Annotated in this window: 17 protein-coding genes and 1 pseudogene; 7 read left to right on the top strand and 11 right to left on the bottom strand. The window is 68.9% G+C overall.

Features of this window, described 5'->3' with window-relative positions; genetic code table 11:
- The first annotated feature begins 88 nt into the window (after positions 1 to 88).
- Positions 89 to 1712 (top strand): annotated as a pseudogene (gene cysI / locus C0541_RS15775) (assimilatory sulfite reductase (NADPH) hemoprotein subunit).
- Positions 1709 to 2434, top strand: coding sequence for a phosphoadenylyl-sulfate reductase (locus C0541_RS15780; RefSeq protein ID WP_115049771.1), 726 nt, complete (start codon positions 1709 to 1711; stop codon positions 2432 to 2434). Before cysI ends, C0541_RS15780 begins: the two are co-directional and overlap by 4 nt.
- Before the next feature lie 129 nt (positions 2435 to 2563).
- Here the strand turns inward: C0541_RS15780 and C0541_RS15785 are convergent, their stop codons facing one another.
- From C0541_RS15785 to C0541_RS15795, 3 genes are all read right to left on the bottom strand, one after another.
- Positions 2564 to 4132, bottom strand: coding sequence for a PepSY-associated TM helix domain-containing protein (locus C0541_RS15785; RefSeq protein WP_115049773.1), 1569 nt, complete (start codon positions 4130 to 4132; stop codon positions 2564 to 2566).
- Complete coding sequence (locus C0541_RS15790; RefSeq protein WP_161960131.1) at positions 4132 to 6135, bottom strand: TonB-dependent receptor; 2004 nt, start codon at positions 6133 to 6135, stop codon at positions 4132 to 4134. The genes C0541_RS15785 and C0541_RS15790 overlap by 1 nt, the downstream gene beginning before the upstream one ends.
- Before the next feature lie 196 nt (positions 6136 to 6331).
- Positions 6332 to 6766, bottom strand: a complete 435-nt coding sequence (locus C0541_RS15795) for a DUF2946 family protein (RefSeq protein WP_115049775.1) — start codon at positions 6764 to 6766, stop codon at positions 6332 to 6334.
- 286 nt (positions 6767 to 7052) lie between these two features.
- Here C0541_RS15795 and C0541_RS15800 point away from each other — a divergent pair, with 286 nt between their 5' ends.
- A complete protein-coding gene (locus tag C0541_RS15800) occupies positions 7053 to 8249 on the top strand; it encodes a sensor histidine kinase (RefSeq protein ID WP_115049777.1) in 1197 nt (398 codons plus the stop codon).
- A 534-nt stretch (positions 8250 to 8783) separates the two neighbouring features.
- Here C0541_RS15800 and C0541_RS15805 read toward each other — a convergent pair.
- Both C0541_RS15805 and C0541_RS15810 read right to left on the bottom strand, forming a co-directional pair.
- On the bottom strand, positions 8784 to 9065 hold the full coding sequence (locus tag C0541_RS15805; protein ID WP_115050416.1) for a hypothetical protein: 282 nt from the start codon (positions 9063 to 9065) through the stop codon (positions 8784 to 8786).
- 76 nt (positions 9066 to 9141) lie between these two features.
- Positions 9142 to 10125 (bottom strand): LysR family transcriptional regulator, encoded by a 984-nt coding sequence (locus tag C0541_RS15810; RefSeq protein WP_115049779.1) that lies wholly within the window; start codon positions 10123 to 10125, stop codon positions 9142 to 9144.
- Positions 10126 to 10288: 163 nt separating this feature from the next.
- Here C0541_RS15810 and cobA point away from each other — a divergent pair, with 163 nt between their 5' ends.
- The 4 genes from cobA (at position 10289) to C0541_RS15830 (ending at position 13955) form a co-directional block, all read left to right on the top strand.
- The gene (gene cobA / locus C0541_RS15815; RefSeq protein WP_115049781.1) at positions 10289 to 11494 is read left to right on the top strand and encodes a uroporphyrinogen-III C-methyltransferase; all 1206 of its coding nucleotides are present in this window, start codon (positions 10289 to 10291) and stop codon (positions 11492 to 11494) included.
- 16 nt (positions 11495 to 11510) lie between these two features.
- Entirely contained in the window at positions 11511 to 12470 is a 960-nt protein-coding gene (cysK, locus tag C0541_RS15820) for a cysteine synthase A (RefSeq protein ID WP_115049782.1), read from the top strand.
- Between the two features lie 241 nt (positions 12471 to 12711).
- A complete protein-coding gene (locus tag C0541_RS15825; RefSeq protein WP_115049784.1) occupies positions 12712 to 13218 on the top strand; it encodes a methyltransferase family protein in 507 nt (168 codons plus the stop codon).
- A gap of 197 nt (positions 13219 to 13415) precedes the next feature.
- A complete protein-coding gene (locus tag C0541_RS15830; RefSeq protein WP_024938170.1) occupies positions 13416 to 13955 on the top strand; it encodes an O-acetyl-ADP-ribose deacetylase in 540 nt (179 codons plus the stop codon).
- Between the two features lie 160 nt (positions 13956 to 14115).
- Here the strand turns inward: C0541_RS15830 and C0541_RS15835 are convergent, their stop codons facing one another.
- From C0541_RS15835 to C0541_RS15860, 6 genes are all read right to left on the bottom strand, one after another.
- Positions 14116 to 15120, bottom strand: a complete 1005-nt coding sequence (locus C0541_RS15835) for a class I fructose-bisphosphate aldolase (protein ID WP_115049786.1) — start codon at positions 15118 to 15120, stop codon at positions 14116 to 14118.
- 350 nt (positions 15121 to 15470) lie between these two features.
- Positions 15471 to 16937: a pyruvate kinase gene (pyk, locus tag C0541_RS15840; protein ID WP_115049788.1), complete on the bottom strand. Its 1467-nt coding sequence runs from the start codon at positions 16935 to 16937 to the stop codon at positions 15471 to 15473.
- A 339-nt stretch (positions 16938 to 17276) separates the two neighbouring features.
- Positions 17277 to 17930, bottom strand: coding sequence for an HAD family hydrolase (locus C0541_RS15845; RefSeq protein ID WP_115049790.1), 654 nt, complete (start codon positions 17928 to 17930; stop codon positions 17277 to 17279).
- Positions 17927 to 19102 carry a phosphoglycerate kinase gene (locus C0541_RS15850; RefSeq protein WP_115049792.1) on the bottom strand — a complete coding sequence of 392 codons (1176 nt, stop codon included), beginning with the start codon at positions 19100 to 19102 and terminating at the stop codon, positions 17927 to 17929. Before C0541_RS15850 ends, C0541_RS15845 begins: the two co-directional genes overlap by 4 nt.
- 367 nt (positions 19103 to 19469) lie before the next feature.
- Entirely contained in the window at positions 19470 to 20822 is a 1353-nt protein-coding gene (locus C0541_RS15855) for a DUF3999 domain-containing protein (protein WP_115049794.1), read from the bottom strand.
- Positions 20819 to 23572, bottom strand: coding sequence for a DUF2339 domain-containing protein (locus C0541_RS15860; RefSeq protein ID WP_161960132.1), 2754 nt, complete (start codon positions 23570 to 23572; stop codon positions 20819 to 20821). Before C0541_RS15860 ends, C0541_RS15855 begins: the two co-directional genes overlap by 4 nt.
- Positions 23573 to 23622: the final 50 nt, after the last annotated feature.

Here is a 23622-nt window from a genome sequence, read left to right on the forward strand (position 1 = left end):
AGTGTTGTCGTAGTGCTGCTTGTTGTGTGTTTTTGCCAATCCCCAATCACGAATGCCGAATCCCGTCATGACCCACTCCGTCGAAGACATCAAATCCGAAAGTCGCCGTCTGCGCGGATCGCTGGAACAGAGCCTGGCCGATGCGGTGACCGGGGCGTTGCGCGAGGACGATCAGACCCTGATCAAGTACCACGGCAGCTACCAGCAGGACGATCGCGACATCCGCGATGAGCGGCGCCGGCAAAAGCTCGAACCGGCGTATCAGTTCATGATCCGCACCCGCACGCCGGGCGGGGTGATCTCGCCCACGCAGTGGCTGGCGCTGGATGGCATCGCCACGCGCTACGCCAATCATTCGCTGCGCATCACCACGCGCCAGGCGTTCCAGTTCCATGGCGTGATCAAGCGCGAGCTCAAGGCGACCATGCAGGCGATCAACGCCACCTTGATCGACACGCTGGCCGCCTGCGGCGATGTCAATCGCAACGTGCAGGTCGCCGCCAATCCGCTGCTGTCGCAGGCGCATGCCACGCTGTATGCCGATGCCGCGCGGGTGTCCGAGCATCTGTTGCCCAATACCCGGGCGTATTACGAGATCGGAAGAGCACACGTCTGNTCTAGATGTGTAGGAGAGACAGCCGCTCAACGATGTGGACGTGTTCGCCAACGACCTGGGCTTCATCGCGATCCTGCACGAGGGCGAGTTGCTCGGCTACAACGTCAGCATCGGCGGCGGCATGGGCGCCAGCCACGGCGATGCGGAAACCTGGCCACGCGTGGCCAATGTCATCGGGTTTGTCACCCGCGACCAGTTGCTGGAGGTGGCCACTGCCGTGGTCACCACCCAGCGCGACTTCGGCAACCGTGCGGTGCGCAAGCGCGCACGCTTCAAGTACACCATCGACGATCACGGCCTGGACACCATCGTGGCCGAGATCGAACGCCGTGCCGGCGTTGCGCTGCAACCTGCCAGGCCATTCGCGTTCGAGCACAACGGTGACCGCTACGGCTGGGTCGAGGGTGACGACGGCCTGTCGCATCTGACCCTGGCCCTGCCGGCCGGGCGCATCGCCGACACCGATACCGCTGCGCACCTGAGCGGCCTGCGGGCGATTGCGCAGTTGAACGTGGGCGAGTTCCGCATGACGCCCAACCAGAACCTGGTCATTGCCGGGGTGCTGGCCAGCGAGCGCGCACGCGTCGATGCGCTGGTCGCGCAATACGGCCTGGATGCCGGCAATCGTGCGCCCACCGCGCTGGCACGCGGCGCAATGGCCTGCGTGGCGCTGCCGACCTGCGGCCTGGCGATGGCCGAGGCCGAACGCTACCTGCCCGACTTCAGCGCGGCGCTGCAGCCGGTGCTGGAGCGGCACGGACTGGCCGAGACCCCGATCGTGCTGCGTCTGTCCGGCTGCCCGAATGGCTGCTCGCGCCCGTATCTGGCCGAGATCGCGCTGGTGGGCAAGGCACCGGGCCGCTACAACCTGATGCTGGGCGGCGACCGCCGTGGCCAACGCCTGAACACGCTGTACCGGGAAAACATCACCGAGGCAGACATCCTCGCCGCACTTGAACCGCTGCTGGCGCGCTATGCGGCCGAACGCGACCAGGCCGGCGACGAAGGCTTCGGCGACTTCCTGCACCGCAGCGGCCTGATCGCCCTGCCGCCCTACCCCACACACCGTCACCTCGACCTGGAACTGCTCGCATGACCGCGCTGCCCGCTGCATCGATCACTGCATCCGCACTGGACGACCTGGACGCGCTCAACGCGCAACTGGAAGGCCTGCGTGCCGACGAGCGCGTGGCCTGGGCACTGCAGCACGGCCCGCAGGAGGCGGCGCTGTCGTCCAGTTTCGGCGCGCAGTCGGCGGTCACCTTGCACCTGCTCACCCGGCAGCGCCCGGACATTCCGGTGATCCTGGTCGATACCGGCTACCTGTTCCCGGAAACCTACCGGTTTGCCGACGCGCTGGCCGACCGGCTCAAGCTCAATCTCAAGGTCTACCGCCCGCTGGTCAGCCGTGCCTGGATGGAGGCGCGCCACGGCCGCCTGTGGGAACAGGGCATGGTCGGCATCGACCAGTACAACAACCTGCGCAAGGTCGAGCCGATGCGCCGCGCCTTGGACGAGCTCAACGTGGGCACCTGGTTCACCGGCCTGCGCCGCAGCCAGTCCGGCGGACGCGCACAGACGCCGATCGTGCAAAAACGCGGCGAGCGCTACAAGGTCAGCCCGATCGCCGACTGGACCGACCGCGACGTGTGGCAGTACCTGCAGGCGCACGACCTGCCGTATCACCCGCTGTGGGAACAAGGCTACGTCTCCATCGGCGACTTCCACACCACGCGCCGCTGGGAACCGGGCATGCGCGAAGAAGACACGCGCTTTTTCGGGTTGAAGCGCGAATGCGGCATCCACGAGGACATCTGAGCACCCCGCCTTGCCCGGCTGTGACGGGGCGTGCAGGCGCCACCACGCGTCGCGTCTTCCGGCGGGCCCAGCGCCGGGCGCATCACGGCCTCGATAAGTCCTCGACGCATTGAAGCGACATACAAGCGCTCATGGCCCGAGGCCACGCGCCTGAGTGCGCTGCATCCAGTAGCGATCCAGCAACCACATCAGCAGCAACGACACCCCGACCAGCGGGAAGATCAGCCCGCAGATCGCCAGCAGCACCAGCAGACCGCGCAGCGTGCGCGGATCTGCCGGCAATGGCGGCACACCCAGGCCGCCGAGCGGGCGACGTTTCCACCACATCACCGCCGCGCTCACGCACAGCAGCACGATCGCCGCGCACGCCAGCAACAGGATCAGCTGATTGGCGGTGCCGTACTGCTGGCCCAGGTGCACGTTGATGCCCCATTCCAGCGCCCGCCCGACCGGCCCGTAATCGCGATAGCGCATGTCCAGCAGCACCGCACCGCTGTACTGATCCAGATGGATCACGCGCTGGTGCTGCAGGTCGGCCGGATACACCGAAGCGGTGTACACGCCGGTGGCGCCACGTGGCGGCAAGACGCTGTAGCCCGGCACGATGCCGAGCGCAGTGAACCGCGCCATCGCCGCATCCAGCCCGATCGCACCGTGCCCCGGCGCTGCGACGTGGCCGGTGCCGCCGTGGGCGGCATGGTCCGACTGCACCGCGTGTTCTGACGGGCCTGGCTGTTCCGCGTGTTCCGCGTGTTCCGCGTGTTCCGCGTGTTCCGAGTGTTCCGAGTGTTCCGAGTGTTCCGCCAGCGTCACGCCCACCCGACCGTCATGCAGCCCCTCAGCCACCCCCACGGCTTCACGCCCAGGCACCACAGACTCCGGCACGCGCGCCTGCCGCAACGACCACGCCGGGTCGGTCGTCTCGGTCAAGCGCTGTTGCGACATCGGCTGCTGCACCCGCAGGCCGGCCGGGTAGCCGAAGTCGTGCCCATTGACCCAGCGATTGACCTGCGCGCCCCAGAGCCACGACCACGGCATCCCGGTCAGCGCCAGGAACAGCAAGACTGCGCCGACGCCCGCGCCGGTCACCGCATGCAGATCGCGCCAGAACAGCCGTTGCGCCGGCTTGCCGCGCACGTTGACCACCCCGCCGCGGCGCCCGCGCGGCCACCACAGGTACATGCCGGTGAGCACCAGCACGATCGACCAGCCGGCCGCCATCTCGATCACCCCGCGCGCGAACGGCCCGACCAAGGCGAGACTGTGCAGCCGGCGAATCGTCCAGGCCAGGGTGCCATGCTCGGGCAGCGTGCCAAGCACACGCGCGCGGTACGGGTCGACATACACCACCTGCCGCGCACCGTGCGGATCGACCAGCCCGATCTCGGCGCTGGCATCGGCGCGGCCGGGCGTGGTGTAGCGAAACAGGGTGCCGCCATACCTGCGCTGCGCCGCATCGACCAGGCGTTGCGCAGGCGCCCGCACCTCGCCTGCCGGCACGACCTTCAAGCCGTGGTGCACGCTGCGGTCGATCGCCTCCTGGTACAGAAACGCCGCACCGGTCAGCGCCAGCCAGACGATGAAGGGCAACACCAGCAAGCCGGCATAGAAATGCCAGCGCCATACCGCGCGATAGAAGCGCCAGCGACCATCCCGGCGCGGTCCGGTGACGCTGTCATCGACCGTGATCGCGCGCATCAGAAGCTCCAGTCCCACGACAGCGACAGCGCACGTCCATCGCCGGGCGAATAGCCGGAACTGCCCGTGTCGTACCACGCGTACACGTAGGCGCGATCGGTGACATTGCGCAGCTGCAGGCTGAGCGCATTGCGCGCATCCACGTTCCAGCGCGCGCCCAGATTGAGCAGCGCGTACCCACCGGTGCGGCCCAGCGTATTGCTGCGCTCCAGATAATAATCGCCTTGCGCATTGCCCCAGGCGCTCAGCTGCACGGCCGCAGTGAGCTGCCACTCCAGCCCGGCGGTGGCCAGCCAGTGCGGCACGTTCTCGATCTCCTTGCCGCGCGTGGCCGGCGCACTCGGGTCGGGCGTGGCGATGCTGGCCTTTTGCCGCGAATACGACATCCAGGCCCGCCAGTGGTCGGCCGGCTGCAGGTTCAGTTGCGCATCCCAGCCGCGCCGCAGCGTGCGCCCGACATTGGCCACATCGCCGGCACCGGCCACGCCATTGACGCCCAGGATGGTGGCCACCTCGCCGGAGGCGCGTTGCTCCCAATACGCCACCCGCCCATCCAGCAGCGCCGATGGCGCAAACTTGAAACCGGCTTCCCAGCCGTCGTTGATCGACGGGCCCAGATTGCCGGGCTGACGCCGGTACGCACCGTCGCCGCTGCCGATCTGGAACGTCCGCCCCCAATTGGCGTACGCGCTGCCTTGCCCGCCCAGCCGGTAGCTGGCGCTGAACTTGGGTTGCTTGATGGTGCCGTAGTCGTAGGTCGGTGCGTGGATGCCGGCACGCACGTCGTGCAGGTCGCCAGCGACGCGGTCGATGCGATAGCCGGGCACCAGCTGCAGCCGCTCGATCGGCGTCAGCACCGCCTGCACATAGGCGCCGCGCGTGCGCAGGGTGTACTCCCAGTCACGCAGTTGCGCGCCGCGCACCCGTGCCACGGTGCGGTAACGCTGCGACTGATTGTCCTGCCACTGCGCGTCCACGCCGGCTTCGAGATTGGCCACCAGCGCGCCCCAATCCGGCTGCCAGTTGCCGCGCAACAGCAGGCCGCGGTGGGTTTCGTCGGTCTCGCGTTCCTGCTGCAGGCCGGCGGCGGAAAAGCGCACCCAACGCCGGTTGCGGTAGTCGTTCTGGTAGGCCTTGGCACTCCATTGCGCAGTGGCGCCCAGCATGCCGTCCGCATGCAACGCGGTCTGCCGCAGCTGGCGTTCGCTGCGATCGTCCTGCGCATAGCCCGGCGAACGGCGTGGCGCCGCACGCGCAGTGGCTGCATCCAGGTAACCCGCCTCCAGCGCATGATTGTCGTAGTACCGCGTGGTGAGCCCGGCACGGAAGGCGCCATCGGGGTCGGTATAGAACCACTTGCCGGCCACGCTGCGTTTGCGCGCGTCGGCATGCGCGCGATAGCCATCGGAGTCGCGCCAGGCCAGCACATAGTTCTGGCTCCACGCGCCCTGTTCGAAGCCATTGCCCAACTGCACCTCGCGCGCACCGAAACTGCCGGCCGTCACGCTCAGCCGGCCATCGTTGCCGCCGGTACGGGTCAGCACATCCACACTGCCGGCGATCGCATGCAGGCCATAACGCGCATCGTTGGTACCGCGCACGATCTCGATCGCGCTGATGTCCTGCGGGAATACCGCATCCAGATACGGCATGCCGCCGGCGTTGTCGTTGCTGGGGATGCCGTCGATCAGCACCTTCACCGCATTGATCCGCCCCTCGCCATTGAAGCCGCGGAACGAGAACCGTCCCGCGTCGGTGCCCATGCGGAACTGGGTGACCTGCACGCCGGGCGCGCGCATCAGCAGCTCCCAGCTGTAGTCCACGTGTTGATCGTGCAGCAGCTCGCCTCCGATCACATCCACCGAACTCAGCACGCGTGCCGTGTTCGGGCTGCGCTGCGGCTGCGCACTCACCTGCACCTTGCCCAGCGTCAATGCCGCATCCTGCGCCTGCGCATCGCAGGCAGACCCACACAGCAGCGCCAACGATGGCGCGTACCACAGCGTTTTCACTAATCGCACTCGCATGACCAGGCCTTTGCCGTGCCGGCACGGCAACACCGCCGTGCGCCGCGGCATGACGGCGGGCACAGGCATCACGTCAGGAAAGCGGGTCGTCCATGCAGCTGCGTGCAGGCGCTCCGGAAGATCGGGCACGCACTCGATACCGCGCAGCGGACGCCCGCGATGGGGGCCGGACTCACGCCTGCAGCGGCGGCCCGCGTGCCCCGAGTGCGGCCCAACGCACCGTCGCCGCGGCGCGCGCGTGCCGGTGCACCGGCACTGGCGCCGGTCGCCGTTGCAGCAGGCACAGCACCAACAGCGCCAGCCATGGCAGCAGGCGCGCGGCCAGCACGCAGTAATCGCAGGCTTCGCCATGTGCAGCGGCGTGGTCGCCGCTGTGCGGCACGGCTGGCGATGCAGCGGCGTCATGCTGGTGCGCAGCCGGCGGTGTCGGCATGGCCGGATGGCCGGCATGCAGCGAACCGTCCGCCGCCAGCGCCGGCCCGCTCGTGCACATCGGCTCGCCCGACGGCGGCTGGCTCCAACGGCTGATCAGCGGTGCCACCAGCATCAGCAGCACGGCCAGACAGGCAAGCAGGTGCAGGCAGGGGTGGCGACGGAGCAATGGCATGGCGCGAGTGTAAGCGCCGCACGCCGCGGGAGCGATGGCGGCGACCGGCGCGCGACCGTATGTCGCACCCGTGCGTCATCGCCCAGCGTGCACGCCGGGGTGCCGATGGCGGAATCTGCCGCCCTGGGACGCAAACCACGTCGAGCCGCAGGTTCAAGCGCGGAGAGTGGGCATGGCAGTTGTCCAGGCCGGTAGTCACAGTTCCGTCCGTGGACATGACAGCGCACGCGTGGCAGGCCCTGGCATGCCCTATGCTTGCACCTCACTCCAGTCACCCTGCGCGCGCATGAGCACCGTCCTGTCCGATCCAGCGGCCGAGCCCCTTCCCTGCGCTGCCAAGCCGCCGAGCGAGGCACTGCGCCTGCAGGCGCTGCGCAGCTACGGCATTCTCGACACCCCGCGCGAGGCCGCGTTCGAAGACATCACCAGGCTGGCCTCGATCATCTGCCAGACCCCGATCGCACTGATCAGCCTGGTGGATGCCGACCGGCAGTGGTTCAAGAGCGAGCTCGGCATGGGCGAGCGCGAGACACCGCTGTTCAAGTCGATGTGCGCGCATGCGCTGCTCGACAGCGACGTGCTGGTGGTTCCGGACACACGCGAGGACGTCCGCTTTGCGCGCAATCCACTGGTCACCGGCGAGTTACCGCTGCATTTCTATGCCGGTGCCGTGCTCAAGACCAGCGAGGGTCTGCCGCTGGGCACGGTGTGCGTGCTCGACCGGCAGCCGCGCCAACTCAGCGACGAACAGGTCGATGCACTGCGCGCACTCGCGCGCCAGACCATGGCGCAGCTGGAACTGCGCCGTGCGCTGCGGCTGGCCGAGGAATCCGACCGCTACCGCAGTCGCCTGATGGCCATCGCCGGGCACGACCTGAAGACCCCGCTGCGCACCGCTGCCTACGCCATCGACAAGATGCGCCGGCATGCCAATGTCGATTCCATCCCGACCCTGGTCACCGCGCGCGACGCGATCAACCTGGTGGCGCGCAACCTCGACGAGCTGGCCACCCTGGCTGCCGCCAGCGAGACCGCCACGCCGGACCTGCAACCGCTGGCGCTGGAAGATGTGCTGCATTCGGTGCTGGGCGTGTGGCGGCAACCGGCGATCGACAAATGCCTGGCCTTGCGCCATGTGCCCACCTCGCTGCGCGTGCGCAGCCATCCCACGCTGCTGACCACCCTGCTCGGCAACCTGATCGGCAACGCGGTCAAGTACACCGAACGCGGGCGCGTGCTGGTCGGCGTCCGGCGCCGCCCCGGCCATGCGGTGGTGGACATCATCGACAGCGGCATCGGCCTGAACCTGGACCACCCCGAACAGGTGTTCCAGGCCTTCCGCCAGGCCGACCCGCGCAGCGACGGGCTGGGCATCGGCCTGTGGATCGTGCACCGCACCGCCGAAACCCTGGGCTGCGAAGTGGATGTGCGCCCACGCCCAAGCGGCGGCACCTGCTTTTCGGTACGCATCCCGCTGGCCTGACGCCCACGCCCGGCAGCGCCGCGGCAAAGCGTCGAGCCCGCGCAGCGGATTGCGCCAGCTGGCCGGCCCCGCGCAGACCGGCGATTCCCGCCCGGCCGTACCGCAAAAAAAGGCGGACCCGGGCTCCCGACCCGGATCCGCCGCCAAGCACGCCAGGCCTCTCCCCAGGGACCTGGGTGCGCCAGTCGCTCCATCGCGCAGCCTCGCGCAACAGGGCGACAGCGCTGGCAACCGCTTGACGACACCGACCGACAGACCGGTCATGCGATGGACTGCAGTGCCGGTCCTGCGCCGTCCACCCCTAGACGTCCGGGAGTGTCGCGTTATGGTTGCTATAAGGATTTACGACGGCGCGGCGCCCAACTTGATGCGGCCAGACCACGCCGCCGCCGCGGCCCTTACAGCGGCAGGGAGAATCACCGACAGCGCGCGTTCCGGATCACCCTGCGCGACTGCGCAAGTGATTGATGGAAGAGTATTTTCTCAGGGTGCACGGACGCTGCAGTGCAGCAGCGCATGCCGTCGCCGACCGTCTCAACCCTCCGAATCGGCCGCATCCTGGCGTGCGAACCAGTCCGCCGAATGCACCTGGTCCGTTGCAACCTCCAACAGCTGGCGCAGCACCGCCAGCGGGACCTGCACCTGGGTGCCATCGGCCTGCACGGCCACCCATAGCGACTCGTCCCGGGGATCGGCCAGCACCGTCAGCAGCGCATGCTCGCGTCCCTCGACGCTTGCCGTCAGCTGCAGGGCCGTGCCGCCGTCCTGGTCGGGCAACCAGAGCCTGCTCAGTGGCGGGCGCAGGGGCGCGGTCACCGGGTCCGGCGCCACGGTGGCGAACGGGACCCGCGTGCAGCCAGCCGGGTGCGCGGAGCGGTCATCGTCAGGCCGCTCAGCTGGTAATGGTCTGGGTCAGCGATTCCCAGGTCGGCGGCAACGGCCAGGCCGGGGCCTGGTTGCCGTCCAGCACGCGGCGCAGGTCGCGCTTGTCGATCTGCGGCGCCAGCACGTGCACCAGATCCAACGCGTAGTCGCGCAGCACGCGGTCGCGCGGCAGCACCGCCCAGGCGATGCACTCGGCGATCGGCGCCGGTGCCGGCCAGGCGCGCAGGTCCTCGTCGCTGGCGCTGACCGCCATTTCCGCCACCAGCCCCACGCCCAGCCCCGCACGCACATAGGTCTTGATCAGGTCCGCATCCAGCGCGGTCAGCGCGATGCTCGGCTCCAGCCCGACCTGCGCGAATGCGCGCTGCAGCGAGGAGCCCGGCCGCGTGGAGGACTCGTAGCTGATCAACGGGTGCTGCGACAGCGCCTGCATGTCCGGCGCAGTGCGCGCCTGGTCCAGCGGATGGCCGCGCTGCACGATCACCAGCCGACGCCAGCGATACAGGGGCACCGCGATGCCGGCGCTGGGTTCGCCACCGGCGGTGCTGACCACCGCGATATCCGCATCGCCCTGGCTGAGCAGGTCCAGCGCCGCGCTTTCGGCGGCCTGCTGCAGGTGCACGCTGACCTGCGGATAGGCGTGCTTGATCTGCGCCACCGCCGGCGGCAGCACGAAGCGCGCCTGGGTATGGGTGGTGGTCAGGGTCAGCTGGCCCTGGCTCTCGCGGCGCTGGTTGGCCGCGTAGGTGCGGATGTTGTTGGCTTCCGACAGCACCGAGCGCGCACGCTCGATCACTTCCACGCCGGCCGGCGTCACCGCGTCCAGGCTGCGTCCCTTGCGCACGAACAGCAGAAAGCCCAGCTCGTCCTCCAGCTGCTTGAGCTGCTTGGACAGGCCGGGCTGGGTCGCATGCACCCGCGCGGCCGCGAGCGTGATGTTGAGCTCGGCATCGGCGATGGCGACCAGATAGCGGAGTTGGGTCAGCGTCATGGGCTTATATCCAAAAAAGCGCGAGGCGCCACGAAGGACTCGACTGTAGAGGAGTTCTGCAGGCCAGCTTATAACCGAACGCTATTTTCAGGGTGTATGAAGTCATTTCCGACGGCTATATGCCGGCGTTACGGTCTGGCCCTCCCCTCTCGATGCGCTGGCCGTGCCCTCTGTGTTCCCGCTTCTTGCCGACCTGCGTGGCCGTGCCGTCCTGGTGATCGGCGGCGGCGCCGCGGCCGAGCGCGCCACGTCCGCGCTGTTGCAGGCCGGCGCCGTGCCGCTGGTGGGCGCACCGGAGCTCAACCCGCAGTTGCGCGCCTGGGCGCAGGCCGGGCGGCTGCGCTGGCTGGTGGGGCAGTTCGAGCCGGCCTGGCTCGACCTGCCCGATCAACCGGTCTGGCTCACCGTCGCCGCCAGCACGGCGCCTGACCTCAACGACGCCCTGCGCGCCGCAGCCAGCGCGCGCCGCCTGCTCACCCACGACGCCACGCCCGCCGCTGCGGCAGCGCCCTCCGTGCGGTCCCCGGCGCCCCGTACCGCGGTCGGCCAGCTCTCCCCCGGCAGCGTGACCCTGGTCGGAGCCGGTCCCGGCGACCCCGGCCTGCTCACCCGGCATGCGATGCGTGCACTGCGGCAGGCCGATGTGCTGCTCTACGACCGCCTGGTCAGCCCGCAGATCCTGCACCTGGCCCGGCGCGACGCTGTGCGCGTGGAAGTCGGCAAGGCCGCCCAGGGCCACAGCACGCGCCAGGAGCAGATCCACGCGCTGATGCTGGCGCACGCCCGCGCCGGGCGTCGGGTGGTGCGGCTGAAGGGCGGCGACCCGTTCGTGTTCGGCCGCGGCGGCGAAGAGCTGGAATTCCTGCGCGACCACGGCATCGGCTTCCAGGTCATCCCCGGCATCACCGCCGCAATCGCCTGCGCCGCCTACGCCGGCATTCCGCTGACCCACCGCGACCACGCGCAATCGCTGCGGCTGATCACCGCGCACTGCAAGGATTCGCTGGACACGCTGGACTGGCAGGCGCTTGGCCAGGAGCGCCAGACCCTGGCCTTCTACATGGGCGTGGCCGGCCTGGAGGGCATCCAGCAACGCCTGCTGCAGGCCGGCCGTGCGCCCGCCACCCCGTTCGCGCTGGTGGAAAACGGCTCGCGCCCGCAGCAACGCGTGATCACCGGCACGCTCGCCAGCCTGGCCGCCACCGCGCAGCAGCACGCCGTGCGTGCGCCCGCCCTGCTGATCCTGGGCGAGGTCGCCGGGCTGGCCGCCAGCCTGCACTGGTTCGGCGCAGCGCCGCTGGCCGCGCAGCCGCCCCCGCACTCACCCATCGCAACGCCCGACGCGCCCACACTCGCCCACGCAGCCTGATCCCGACGGAGACCCCATGGCCCTGTACGACAACATCCTCGACACCATCGGCCGTACCCCGGTGGTCAAACTCAACCGGCTCGCGCCCGCGCACGTGACCTTGTACGTCAAGGTCGAGTCGTTCAATCCGGGCGGCTCGGTCAAGGACCGCCTGGCGCTGGCGATCATCCTCGACGCCGAACAACGCGGCCTGCTCAAGCCCGGCGACACCATCGTGGAAGCCACCTCCGGCAATACCGGCGTGGCGCTGGCCATGGTCGCGGCCGCGCGCGGCTACAAGTTCGTCGCCACCATGGTGGAAACCTTCTCCATCGAGCGCCGCAAGCTGATGCGCGCCTATGGCGCCAAGGTGATCCTGACCCCGGCCGCCGAGCGCGGCAGCGGCATGGTGCGCAAGGCCAGGGAACTGGCCGAGCAGCACGGCTGGTTCCTGGCCAGCCAGTTCGCCAACCCGGCCAATCCGGCCTACCACCGCAACACCACCGCGGCCGAAATCCTGCGCGACTTCGCCGGCCACCGGCTGGACCATTTCGTCACCGGCTGGGGCACCGGCGGCACGCTCACCGGCGTGGGCGAAGTGCTGCGCCTGGCCCGCCCGGAAGTGCGCATCACCGCCACCGAGCCGGCCGGCGCCGCCTTGCTGCAGGGCCAGGACTGGAAGCCGCACAAGATCCAGGGCTGGACCCCGGACTTCGTCCCCGAGGTCCTCAACCGCGAGGTCGCCCACGAGGTGCTGAGCGTGGAAGACACCGACGCGATCAGCGTGGCGCGCCGCCTGGCCGCCGAAGAAGGCATCTTCACCGGCATCTCCGGCGGCGCCACCGTCGCCACCGCATTGCGCGTGGCCGACAACGCGGCGCCCGGCGCAGTGGTGCTGGCGATGCTGCCCGATACCGGCGAGCGCTACTTCTCCACGCCGCTGTTTGCCGACATCAACGAAGGCTCCGACGACGACTGGCTGGCCGGTCTGCCCTGAGCGATCACATGGTTGGTTTGCACGCACAGGCCGCGCCCACAGCGCGGCCTGTGTGCTTGTGGTCGATCCACACATCGCCCCGGCCTGCTCCGGCGTGTATCCGCGTGCGACTGCGGCCAGGCCCGATGGCCCCGTGCCTTGCGGATGCCGTCCGTCGCGCAGCGCGCACTCCCGCCCCGCGCGCACTCCCGCCCATGTCAAGGAAACGTTAAGATAACGGTGTGATGCAGGGAGAATCATCGTGAGCAACCGGCCCTATGGACACAGCGACACCCGCGTCTCGCGGGCGCCATGGCTGGTCAAGATCACCTCGCCTGCGCACTTTGCGCTGGCCCTGGGCCTGGGCGCCTGGCTGCAGGGCGCACTGGCGCTGCCATTGCCGCCGCCAGTGCCACTGGCCTGGATCGAGCTGGCCGGCGGCGTGATCGCCTGTCTGGGGCTGGCGCTGGCAGTGAGCTGCTTCAGGCTGTTCGCGCGCGGGCGCACCACCATCATGCCGGGCGGCCATCCCTCGCGGCTGGTGCTTGATGGCCCGTACCGCTTCACCCGCAACCCGATGTACCTGGCGCTGGTGCTCAGCTATGTCGGCCTGTGCCTGCAGCTTGGCCTGCTGTGGGCGGTCGCGTTGCTGCCACTGCCCTGGCTGGCCCTGCAGCGGTATGTGATTCCGTTCGAAGAAGCGCGCCTGCGCCATGAATTCGGCCGCCAGTACAGCGCCTATTGCGCGCGCGTACGACGCTGGCTGTAGGTCCTGGCGCGTCGGACATGGCTGACCGGCGATTGAGCCGATCGATCACGTCGGCGGGTTCGCATGCCTCCCGTCACGCGACCGCCCTGGCCGTTTTCGGCAATCGCAGCAGATGAGATGAATGGGCGATAGCGTGCCCGTTCCACAACGTGCGCCCCGTCACGCGTTCCTCATGCAAATCCCATAATTATCGGCATATGAAGATCGAAGTCTGGCAAGGCGACATCACCGAACTCGACGTTGACGTCATCGTCAACGCCGCCAACGAATCACTGCTGGGCGGCGGCGGCGTGGACGGCGCCATCCATCGCGCAGCCGGCCCGCGCCTGCTGCAGGCCTGCGAGGCACTGCCGCAGGTGCGCCCGGGCGTGCGCTGCCCCACCGGCGAAATCCGCATCACCGACGGGTTCGACCTCAAGGCGCGGCATGTCTTTCATACCGTCGGCCCGGTCTGGCGCGACGGCAAGCACAACGAGCCGGAACAACTGGCCAACTGCTACTGGCAATCGTTGAAGCTGGCCGAGCAGATGATGCTGCATTCGATCGCGTTTCCGGCCATCAGCTGCGGCATCTACGGTTATCCGCTGTATCAGGCCGCACGCATCGCCGTGACCGAAACCCGCGACTGGCAGCGCTCGCACAAGGTGCCCAAGCACATCGTGCTGGTGGCCTATAACGAAGCGACGTTCAAGGCCTACCAGCAAGCGCTGGCTGCGCAGGAAACCGCTGCCGCCTGACGCCTGCGATCAGGCGGCGTGGGGATGACGGGCGCCGCGAGGCGCTCGTTGCGTTTGGCCAGTCGTGCGGACGCGGGGCAACCCATGCAAACGAAAACGCCGGCATCGCTGCCGGCGTCTCGCTAGGTGTGGTCCGGCCATGAAGCGGCCGGCAAACCGATCACCCCTTCCACTTGCCCAGCGCGGCCAGGCCGTTTTCCTTGGCGCGCTCATAGATGATCTGCTGCGCCTTGGCAAAGTTGCCGGTCATGTCCTTGGCCCACAGCTTCAGTGCGGCCTGCTGCATCGCGCGGCCATACGAGAAGCTCAGCGGCCACGGCAGGTTGCCGAGCTGGTGCATCTCGTTGAGGTGCGCGGTGGACTGCTCGTCGGTCTGGCCGCCGGACAGGAACACGATGCCCGGCAGGATCGCCGGCACGGTGGACTTCAGGCACATCACGGTGGACTCGGCCACTTCCTCGACGCTGGCCTGCTCGTCGCAGCCCTTGCCGGAAATGACCATCGAGGCCTTCAGGATGGTGCCTTCGAGCACGACATTCTGCTCATACAGTGCGCCGAACAGCGAACGCAGCGTGGCCTCGGTGACTTCGTAGCAGGTCTCGATGTCGTGGTTGCCGTCCATGATCACTTCCGGCTCGACCATCGGCACCAGGCCCTGTTCCTGGCACAGCGCGGCATAACGTGCCAGCGCATGCGAGTTGGCCTCGATGCAGGTGCCGGACGGGATGTCCTCGCCAATGTTGATGACCGCACGCCACTTGGCGAAGCGTGCGCCCAGCGTGTAGTACTCCTCCAGGCGCGCGCGCAGGCCGTCCAGGCCCTCGGTGACCAGCTCGCCCGGCATGCCGGCCAGCGGCTGCGCGCCCTTGTCGACCTTGATGCCCGGGATGATGCCGTGGGCGGTCATGTACTCGGCGAACGGCACGCCGTCCTTGGTCTTCTGGCGGATGGTCTCGTCGAACAGGATCGCGCCGGAGATGTAGTCGCTCAGCTTGGGGGTGGTCAGCAGCAGTTCGCGGTAGGCGCGACGGTTTTCTTCGATGTTCTCGATGCCGACGCTGGCAAAACGCTTGGCGATCGTGCTGGTCGATTCGTCGATGGCGATGATGCCCTTGCCCGGGGCAACCATGGCCTGGGCGGTTTCGGCAAGCTGTTCGATGCTCATGTAGTTCCTGTGGCAGCTGCGGGGGAGAACGAAAGTATAGCGACGAAAGTCGTACACATTCCTTCACGGAATGCCTGCAACCGATTACACGCGTGCTGCATGACAGGATGTGTGGCGCGGCGCGCACCGTGATGTGCCTACGTGCCGGCACGGCGTGTTGCCGCCGTCATCGCTTGCAGGACAGCAGGCAAGACAACCCTGGCGTTTTGCATGTGCAAACCATCGGCAAGCACGCCAGCCAAAAACCCCGCACAGCACAACGGCGACCCGCAGGCCGCCGTTGTGTGTACGTGCGATCGCATCACGGTGCGCGTCCGTAGACGCGCGCCGTCATCACAACAGCGACGTGACTACAGCTCGCCCAGGCCGCTGGCGCGGCCGTCCTCGCCCACTTCCAGCAGACGCAGCGTGTTGGTGGCGCCATGGGTTTCCATGTGCTCGCCGCTGGTGAACACCACGCGGGCGCCGGGCCCCATGCGCTCGTTCTCGACCAGCAGGCGGATCGCCGCACGTGCGGCTTCGCGCGGGGTCAGGCCGCGGCTGTCGAAGCTGATCGGGAACACGCCACGCATCATCGCCATGTGGCGGCGCGCGCCGTCGTGACGGGTGAAGGCGTAGATCGGCATGTTGGAACGGAAGCGCGACAGGTAGCGCGGCGTGCCGCCGGACTCGGTCAATGCGACCACACCGGCCAGACCGATGTGCTCGGACAGGAACATGGTCGCCATCGCGATCGCCTGGTCGGCGCGCTGCAGGTTGCGTTGCGCCGCTTCGAAGTCGGTGTCGAACTCGAACTGGCGCTCGGCCCCCAGGCAGATGCGTGCCATCGCTTCCACCGCACGCACCGGGTAGGCGCCGGCCGCGGTCTCGGCCGAGAGCATCACCGCATCGGTGCCGTCGATGACCGCATTGGCCACGTCCAGCACCTCGGCGCGGGTCGGGATCGGGCTTTCCACCATCGACTGCAGCATCTGCGTGGCGGTGATCACCACTTTGTTCTGCGCCAGCGACTCGCGGATGATCTTCTTCTGCAGGCCCGGCAATTCGGCATCGCCGATTTCCACGCCCAGATCGCCGCGCGCCACCATCACCACGTCGGAGGCCTCGACGATCTCGACCAGGTTCTCGATCGCTTCGGTGCGCTCGATCTTGGACACCAGCGCGGCATCGCAGCCGTGCTGACGCGCAATGCGGCGCGCATCGTTCATGTCTTCGGCGTTGCGGCAGAACGACACCGCGATGAAGTCCACGCCGATCTTGGCGACGATGCCGATCAGTTCCTTGTCGCGCTCGGTCAGCGCGCCCAGCGACAGGCCGCCGCCCTGCTTGTTCAGGCCCTTGCGATCGGACAGCACGCCGTCGTTGAGCACGGTGGTGACGATGCGCTGACCCTGCACCTCGGTCACCTGCAGCTGCACCAGGCCATCGTCCAGCAGCAGCACGTCGCCGGCGGTCACGTCCTGCGGCAGGCCCAGGTAGCTGACGCCGACCTGGTGCTGGTCGCCCGCAGGCGCATTGGGATCGGCCACCAGGTCGAAACGCTCGCCGGTGGTCAGCTTGATCTTGCCTTCGGCGAAGCGCTCGACGCGGATCTTCGGGCCCGGCAGGTCGGCCAGGATGCCGACTTCGGCTCCGACGCGCACGGCCGCGGCGCGCACTTCGGCAGCGCGCTTGGCCTGGCCGGACGGGTCACCATGGCTGAAGTTGAGGCGCACCACGTTGACGCCCGCCTTGAACAAGGCCTCCAGCACACCGGGCGGATCCGTCGCCGGTCCGAGCGTGGCGAGGATCTTGGTGCGGCGTTGACGTTCTTTCATGATGGCCTCCCTGTAAAAGCCGCGAAACTTAACACACGCGTCACCTACCGAGGATGGCATTGCGGCATAGCCACCCTCGCATTCCGGCATGTCCTGAAGACAGTGCGGGACAGTACGTACGCTTTCCGCGGCGCGCTGGTGCGCGGCGGGTTGTTGCCGTGGGCTGCCACCCTAGCGCGGCAGCGGTGAAGGTCCGACGGGCCGCGGCGCCCGCCGGACGACAGCGAGCGGTCGCCGCAGCGCGGACGCTGCACGCCCCGCGCCGCGTGCGCATGCTGCCACCCACTGGCGAGAGCATCGGCCGCGTCCGCCTGGCACTACGTGCGGCTGCGTGGTCGGTCAGTCCCGTGCATCGATCAGCGCGCGCAACTCGGCAGGGGTGCGTGCGATCGCACCGGCGCCGGCAGCACGCAGCTCGGCTTCGTCGCCGAAGCCCCACAACACGCCGAAGCTATGGATGCCGTGATGGTTGGCGCCATCGATATCCATCCGGCGGTCGCCGATCATCACGCAGCCGGTCTTGGCGATGTCCAGGCGTCGCAAGGCTTCGGCAATCAGGTCCGGCTTGAAACGGCGCTCGCCGTCTTCGCTGGCCCCGATCACGTTCTCGAAGCAGGCACCGAACGGCAGATGCTCGACGATGCGGCGGGCGTAGCGCTCGTTCTTCGAGGTCACCACCGCCAGGCGATGGCCGGCGCGCTGCAGGCCGATGACGACCTCGCCGATACCGTCGAACACGCTCAGTTCGGTCCAGCCCACCGCGTCGTAACGCTGGCGATACGCCGCCAGTGTGCGCTGCACCAACGCCGGGTCGTCGGGAAAACAGTCGCTGAAGCTGTCGCGCAGCGGCGGGCCGATCCACGCGCGCAGGGTCTGCGGCGACGGACGCGGCTGGCCCACCGCGTCGAAGGCATGCACGATGCTGGCGACGATGCCCGGCTCCGAATCGACCAGTGTGCCGTCCAGATCGAAGAACAGCGTGGCTGCACTCACTTGCCGCGCGCCTCGAGCGCCGCCACCGCCGGCAGGGTCTTGCCTTCCAGGAATTCCAGGAACGCGCCGCCGCCGGTGGAGATGTAGGTGACGTCCTTGGCGATGTCGTACTTGTCCACCGCCGCCAGGGTGTCGCCGCCACCGGCGATCGAGAACGCCTTGGAGCTGGCGATCGCGCGCGCCAGGGTTTCGGTGCCGTGGCTGAAGGGCTCGAACTCGAACACGCCGACCGGCCCGTTCCACACCACCGTGCCGGCATTGGCGATCAGCTCGGCGTAGCGCGTGGCGGTCTGCGGGCCGATGTCCAGGATCAGATCGTCGGCCTCCACCGCATCGAGCGACTTCACCGTCGCCTCGGCATCGGGCAGGAACTGCTTGGCGACGACCACGTCGGTGGGCAGCGGGATCTCCGCGCCGCGCGTCTTGGCGTCGGCCACGATCTGGTTGGCGGTGGGAATCAGGTCCGGCTCGTTCAAGGACTTGCCTACGTCATGCCCGGCCGCGGCGATGAAGGTGTTGGCGATGCCGCCGCCGACGATCAGCTGGTCGACCTTGTTGACCAGGTTGGACAGCAGCTCCAGCTTGGTGGACACCTTGCTGCCGGCCACGATCGCCAGCAGCGGCTTGGCCGGGTTGTCCAGTGCCTTGGCCAGTGCATCGAGTTCGGCCATCAACAGCGGGCCGCCGGCAGCCACCGGCGCAAAGCGGATCACCCCATGGGTGGAGGCCTGCGCGCGATGCGCAGTGCCGAAGGCATCCATGACGAACACATCGCACAGCGCGGCGTACTTGCGCGCCAGCGTCTCGTCGTCCTTGCCCTCGCCGACGTTCATGCGGCAGTTCTCCAGCAGCACCACCTGGCCCGGCGCCACCTCCACGCCATCGACCCAGTCGCGCACCAGCGTGACTTCGACACCCAGCAAGGTGGTCAGGCGCGCGGCCACCGGCGCCAGCGAATCCTCTTCGCTCCAGCTGCCTTCCTTGGGACGGCCCAGGTGCGAGGTGACCATCACTGCAGCGCCCTTTTCCAGCGCCAGCTTGATGGTGGGCACCGAGGCGGTGATGCGCTGCTCGGAGGTGATCTGGCCGTTGTCGATCGGCACGTTGAGATCCTGGCGGATCAGCACGCGCTTGCCGGAGAGATCGAGGTCGGTCATGCGGACGATGGACATGGGGTCAGCTCGCTAGGTCTGGGGAATGGGGAATGGGGAATGGGGAATGGAGAATGGGGAATGGGGAATGGGGAATGGGGAATGGGGAATCGGGGAATCGAAAAAGCAGCTGCCGCATGGAGCGCCGATGTCTGCGCGCTGCGCGGGCAGACGACGCGCTGGGAGCAGCCGCACGAGGTGGCCTGGCCCGCGTGCAGATCGCGCAGATTGCAGCTTGCCTGCCGCGCATGTCGCTAACCATGCGGCTGGCGATGCGGGCGATGGTCGGTCGAGGACGACGGGCAATGCGGCTGCCTTGGCGACGGGGGATGCCCATTGTCGGACCTTCGCGCCGCAGCGGCAAACCGCCGTGCGACGTGCGTGGTCGTCAGGGGCTGCGATTGGCCGCCGGGCTGCGCAGCAGGCTCACCGCGAACCCGCCGACCAGCACGGCGCCGCCGATCAGCAGTGCCCACAGCAACCAGCGCTTCCAGTCGCGCGGCGCGGCGGCCGGCTGCAGTGCGGCATCGCCGGCCAGCGGCTGCGCCCGCGCGGCGATGCTGGCCGGCGCCGGTTGCCACTGCGCGCCGCGTTCGCGACGCAGCGCCTGCAGCATCGAGGCCAGTGGCGCGTCGCCGCGTTGCACCCGCGCGCTGCCCGCGACCACCGCATACGGCGGCTGCCCCTGGGCGAGGAACATCATCCGCTCCGGCTGGTAGCCCACGCGCAGCGTCGGCCTCGCAGTGCTGCGGCCCTGTGCGGCGAGCAGGCGCCATTGGCGATCGCGCACCGGGGCCGACAGCGGTTGCGGCGGGGACGCGGCGGCGTTGCCGGCCCCGAGGCGATACGCCAACCACGGCCCGGCGCGGCGCAGCCATGGCGCGTCGTCGGCATCACGGCTTTCCACGATCCATTCGACCGCCTCGGCCTGACCGCCGCTGACATCGACCTGGGTGACCGGAAAGCGCCCCGGCAAGGCATACCGCATCGCCGTGTCCTGTGCGGTGCCCGGCAACTCCAGCCATTCCGACTGGGCAGCTGCAGCGATGCCGTCCAGTTCCGCATCGACCGCGCGCAAGGCCGGCAGCGCGCCCGACACCGGCACGATGCGCAGATAGCGCGCGCCCGCGTCCAGCGCGATACGGCGTTGCTGCAGACGCTGCGCCTGGTTGTCCAGCGCCATCACGGTGGCATCGGCGGCCAGCACGCGCCAGTCGCGCAGATCATCGCTGCCTTCCACACGCAGCCGGGCCTGCACCGGCGTGTTGCCATCCCAGTCCAGCCACAGCGCACGCGGACGATCGCCCAATGCGCTGGCATCGATCAGCCAGCTGCCACCGGCACCTGCAGCGGTACCGGTGGCAAAACGGCCTTCCAGCCGCCGCACCGCACCACTGGCATCGCGTTCGGCGATCAGCTGCAGATCGCCGTCGGCAGGCGCCGCACCGGCCGGCAGCGCGAACACGGGCAGGCGTTGCCGCCGCGGCGCGGCAGCCGGCGCGGCATCCACCGGCAACAGCGCCGCCGGCATCTCCTCGCCGCGCGCATCGATCACCGTGACATCGCGCAGCGCTGCGTCGTGGGCGCTGCGATAGATCGCCGCGTTCAAGCGCAGCTGATACAGGCCGGCGTCCGAGCCGGCCACCTGCAGCGGCCACTGTTGCCGGTAGTCCTGGCGCACGTCGGCCGCCTGCGCCAGCAGCGGCACCAGCAGCAGCCATCCCCATTGCCTCGATTTCATGCCTGGTCCTTGTCGACGCCATCGTCTCCGACGGCCTGCGCGTCGGCCACCGGCTGGCGCGGCGGCGCCGGTGCCAGGTAGCCCACCACGGTGCACAACAGGCCATAGGCCATGAACGAGCCGATGCCGAGCAGATTGCCCAGATGCTGGCGGTCGACCAGCACCAGCTTGGCCAGCACCAGGCCCATCAGCAACGCCCCGCCCAGCCATAGCCCACGCTGACCGCGCCGCGAGCCGATCACCCAGCCCAGCACGCCCAGCACGCTCCACACGATGGTCAGGCTGGTCTGCGACAGGGTCGCGCCGATCAAGCCGGCATCCCATGCCACGCCACCCCAGTGATGCACGCTGTGCAAGGTGCTGCCGGTGACCAGGGCCCAGCCCAGGACACCCAGCGCAGTCACCCGCCACCGGTGCACGACCAACGGCGCCTGCGCGGCCCAGGCCCACCGCGCCAGCAAGGCCAGCACCGCCAGTTGCGCCAGCTCGGCCGGATTGAGCACGGGCAGCCACGGCAACGGCGCGGCACTCACCGGGTCCAGCAGCACGATCAGCCAACCGCTGCCCAGCACCGCGAACAGGCAACCCAGCAGCGCGTTGCGTGCCCGATCGAAGCCGGCGCCTTGCGGCCACGCCAGCCACGGCCAGCGCAACAGCCCCACTGCCGCCACGCTCAGCCAGGGCGCCGCCAGCAAGGCGCAACGCCAGCCGTTTGCGAGCATGAACGCATCGGCCAGCCAGGCCAGGCCCAACGCGACCACCAAGGGCCACAGCAGCCACCAGACAAACTGTGCGGCCATCGCGCCTGCGCCGTGCTGCCTGCGCAGGCACCACAGCGCGCGCAGGCCTGCCACGGCCAACGCCAGCCAGACCAGCGCGCCCCAATGCGCGAACGGTTGCGTATGCGCATGGCGTTGCCACAGCGCCAACGGCGCCGCCAGCACCAGCCCGACCACCGTCGTCCACACCAGTGCCGTTGCCGGGCGACGCCGATGCACCTCGGCGGCCAGCCACACGCTGAGCGCGACAAAGCCCAGCAGCAGATCCGGCTCGCTGCGCAGATCGCCGGCAAAGCGCAGGATCTCGTGCACGCCGCACAGCGTCCACCAGCCCAGCCCCCACAGATACGCCACCAGCGCCCGGCGCGGCCGCCCTGCATCGCGCAGGAACCAGGCACTGGCCCAGCCGGCCAGTGCAAGCAGCAGGGTGCTCATGCAGGTGGCGTTGGCCACCGCCACCGCGTCGTAACGCCAGGCATCCACGCCGAAGGCGATACCCACCGCCGCCAGCAACTGCAATGCCACCCCGCTGAACTGCGGGATACGACGCTGCTGGCGCAGCCCCAGCCACAACAGACCGGCTCCTTCCAGCGCGAAGACGCTGGCGGTGGCACGCGCCGACAATGCCAGCGGCACCGCCAGGGTGGCAAAAGCGACCGCCAGCATCGCGTGCGCCTGGCCCAGCACACGCGTGGAGGCACGCCGCAGCAACCAGCTGGCCAGGCCCGCGTACAGCGCAGCCACCGCCAGCGCACACAGCGCCAACGGCAGGCGCTCGCCATCGAGCAGGCGCGCCTGCAACGCGAAGGCCACCAGCGGGGTGCCGAACAACAGGCTGCCGTCGATGCGCTTGCCCGCACTGCCATCGCCACGCCGCGCGTGCAGGACCGGGATTGCCACATACATGGCGAAGAACAGCAGCAGGAACGGCTCGGTGGTGGCAAATTTCGCCGGGGTGTATTGCAGCGCGCCCCACAGCGTGCCGATGCCGAAGGTGAAGGCGAATCCGAGCAGGTTCAGCACCCGCCACGGACGCGTCCAGGCGATCGCCACGATGCCGGCGTTGAGCACCGCGTAATACGCGAACAGCGCCACATGATTGCCGCTGCCGGTAGACAGCCAGATCGGCGCAAGGAAGCCGGCCAGCACACCCAGCACCGCCAGCGTGCGCGAGTCCTGCACCACCGCCAGCACGCACATGCCGGCAATCAGCACCACGCTGATGCCCATCGCCAGGCCTGCGCCGAGCAGTCCGTACAACTTGAACGCGGCAAACACCGTCAGCAGCAAGCCGCCGATCGCCCCGCCCTGCAATGCCAACGCAAAGCCGGGCCGCTGCAAGCGCTGCTTCCAGCCCAGGAGCAGGCCGGCGAGCGCCAGCACACTGATGCCGGCCAGCCGCAGCTCGATCGGCATGCGCATCCAGCCCTGGTCACTGGCGTACTTCAACAGCGACGCCACACCGGCCAGCAACACCAGCATGCCGACCTTGACCGGCACGTTGCCTTCGGTGAACCAGCGCTTCACTGCGCTGGCCGCGCGCGCCAGCGGGCCCGGCCCGGAGGGCACGTCGTGCGCTTGCTGCTCGAACGCCGCAGGCGCAGGGGCCAGCGGCGGCGCCTGGACTGCGCTGCGTGCCGTAGCAGATGCGGGCGCCTGTGCAGGCAATGATGGCGGCATCGGCGCGACCGGCGACGGCGCCGCGTGCACATCTGCTGCGCCAGGCCGCTCAGCCGCGCCAGACGCAGACAGGCCGAGGTCGGACGCCTCTTGCGCCTCCCATGTACCGACTGGCGACTGCATTGGCCTGTGCACCGCCGCCGCGTCCGCGCCGCCTGCGCCGCTGGCCTGCCAGTGCGCAAGCCGCTGTTCCAGCGCATCCACGCGCCGCCGCAGCCCGGCGATCCACACCAGGGCGATCACCAACCCGACCGGCACCGCGAGCAGCAACAGCACCACCGACACGATCATCGTTTCCAACGCATAACCCCTGAGTCGGCATCCGGCCGAATGCGCGCACC

It is taken from the genome of Xanthomonas arboricola, from assembly GCF_003353015.1.
Classification (GTDB): Bacteria; Pseudomonadota; Gammaproteobacteria; order Xanthomonadales; family Xanthomonadaceae; genus Xanthomonas; species Xanthomonas arboricola_E.

Bases quoted from the DNA above. Each gene is read 5' to 3' on its own strand.
- C0541_RS15850 (WP_115049792.1), bottom strand. From the start codon at position 19,102: ATGTCCATCGTCCGCATGACCGACCTCGATCTCTCCGGCAAGCGCGTG.
- C0541_RS15860 (WP_161960132.1), bottom strand. From the start codon at position 23,572: ATGATCGTGTCGGTGGTGCTGTTGCTGCTCGCGGTGCCGGTCGGGTTG.
- C0541_RS15800 (WP_115049777.1), top strand. From the start codon at position 7,053: ATGAGCACCGTCCTGTCCGATCCAGCGGCCGAGCCCCTTCCCTGCGCT.
- cysK (WP_115049782.1), top strand. From the start codon at position 11,511: ATGGCCCTGTACGACAACATCCTCGACACCATCGGCCGTACCCCGGTG.
- C0541_RS15810 (WP_115049779.1), bottom strand. From the start codon at position 10,125: ATGACGCTGACCCAACTCCGCTATCTGGTCGCCATCGCCGATGCCGAG.
- C0541_RS15830 (WP_024938170.1), top strand. From the start codon at position 13,416: ATGAAGATCGAAGTCTGGCAAGGCGACATCACCGAACTCGACGTTGAC.
- C0541_RS15835 (WP_115049786.1), bottom strand. From the start codon at position 15,120: ATGAGCATCGAACAGCTTGCCGAAACCGCCCAGGCCATGGTTGCCCCG.
- C0541_RS15785 (WP_115049773.1), bottom strand. From the start codon at position 4,132: ATGCGCGCGATCACGGTCGATGACAGCGTCACCGGACCGCGCCGGGAT.
- C0541_RS15780 (WP_115049771.1), top strand. From the start codon at position 1,709: ATGACCGCGCTGCCCGCTGCATCGATCACTGCATCCGCACTGGACGAC.
- pyk (WP_115049788.1), bottom strand. From the start codon at position 16,937: ATGAAAGAACGTCAACGCCGCACCAAGATCCTCGCCACGCTCGGACCG.
- C0541_RS15795 (WP_115049775.1), bottom strand. From the start codon at position 6,766: ATGCCATTGCTCCGTCGCCACCCCTGCCTGCACCTGCTTGCCTGTCTG.
- C0541_RS15855 (WP_115049794.1), bottom strand. From the start codon at position 20,822: ATGAAATCGAGGCAATGGGGATGGCTGCTGCTGGTGCCGCTGCTGGCG.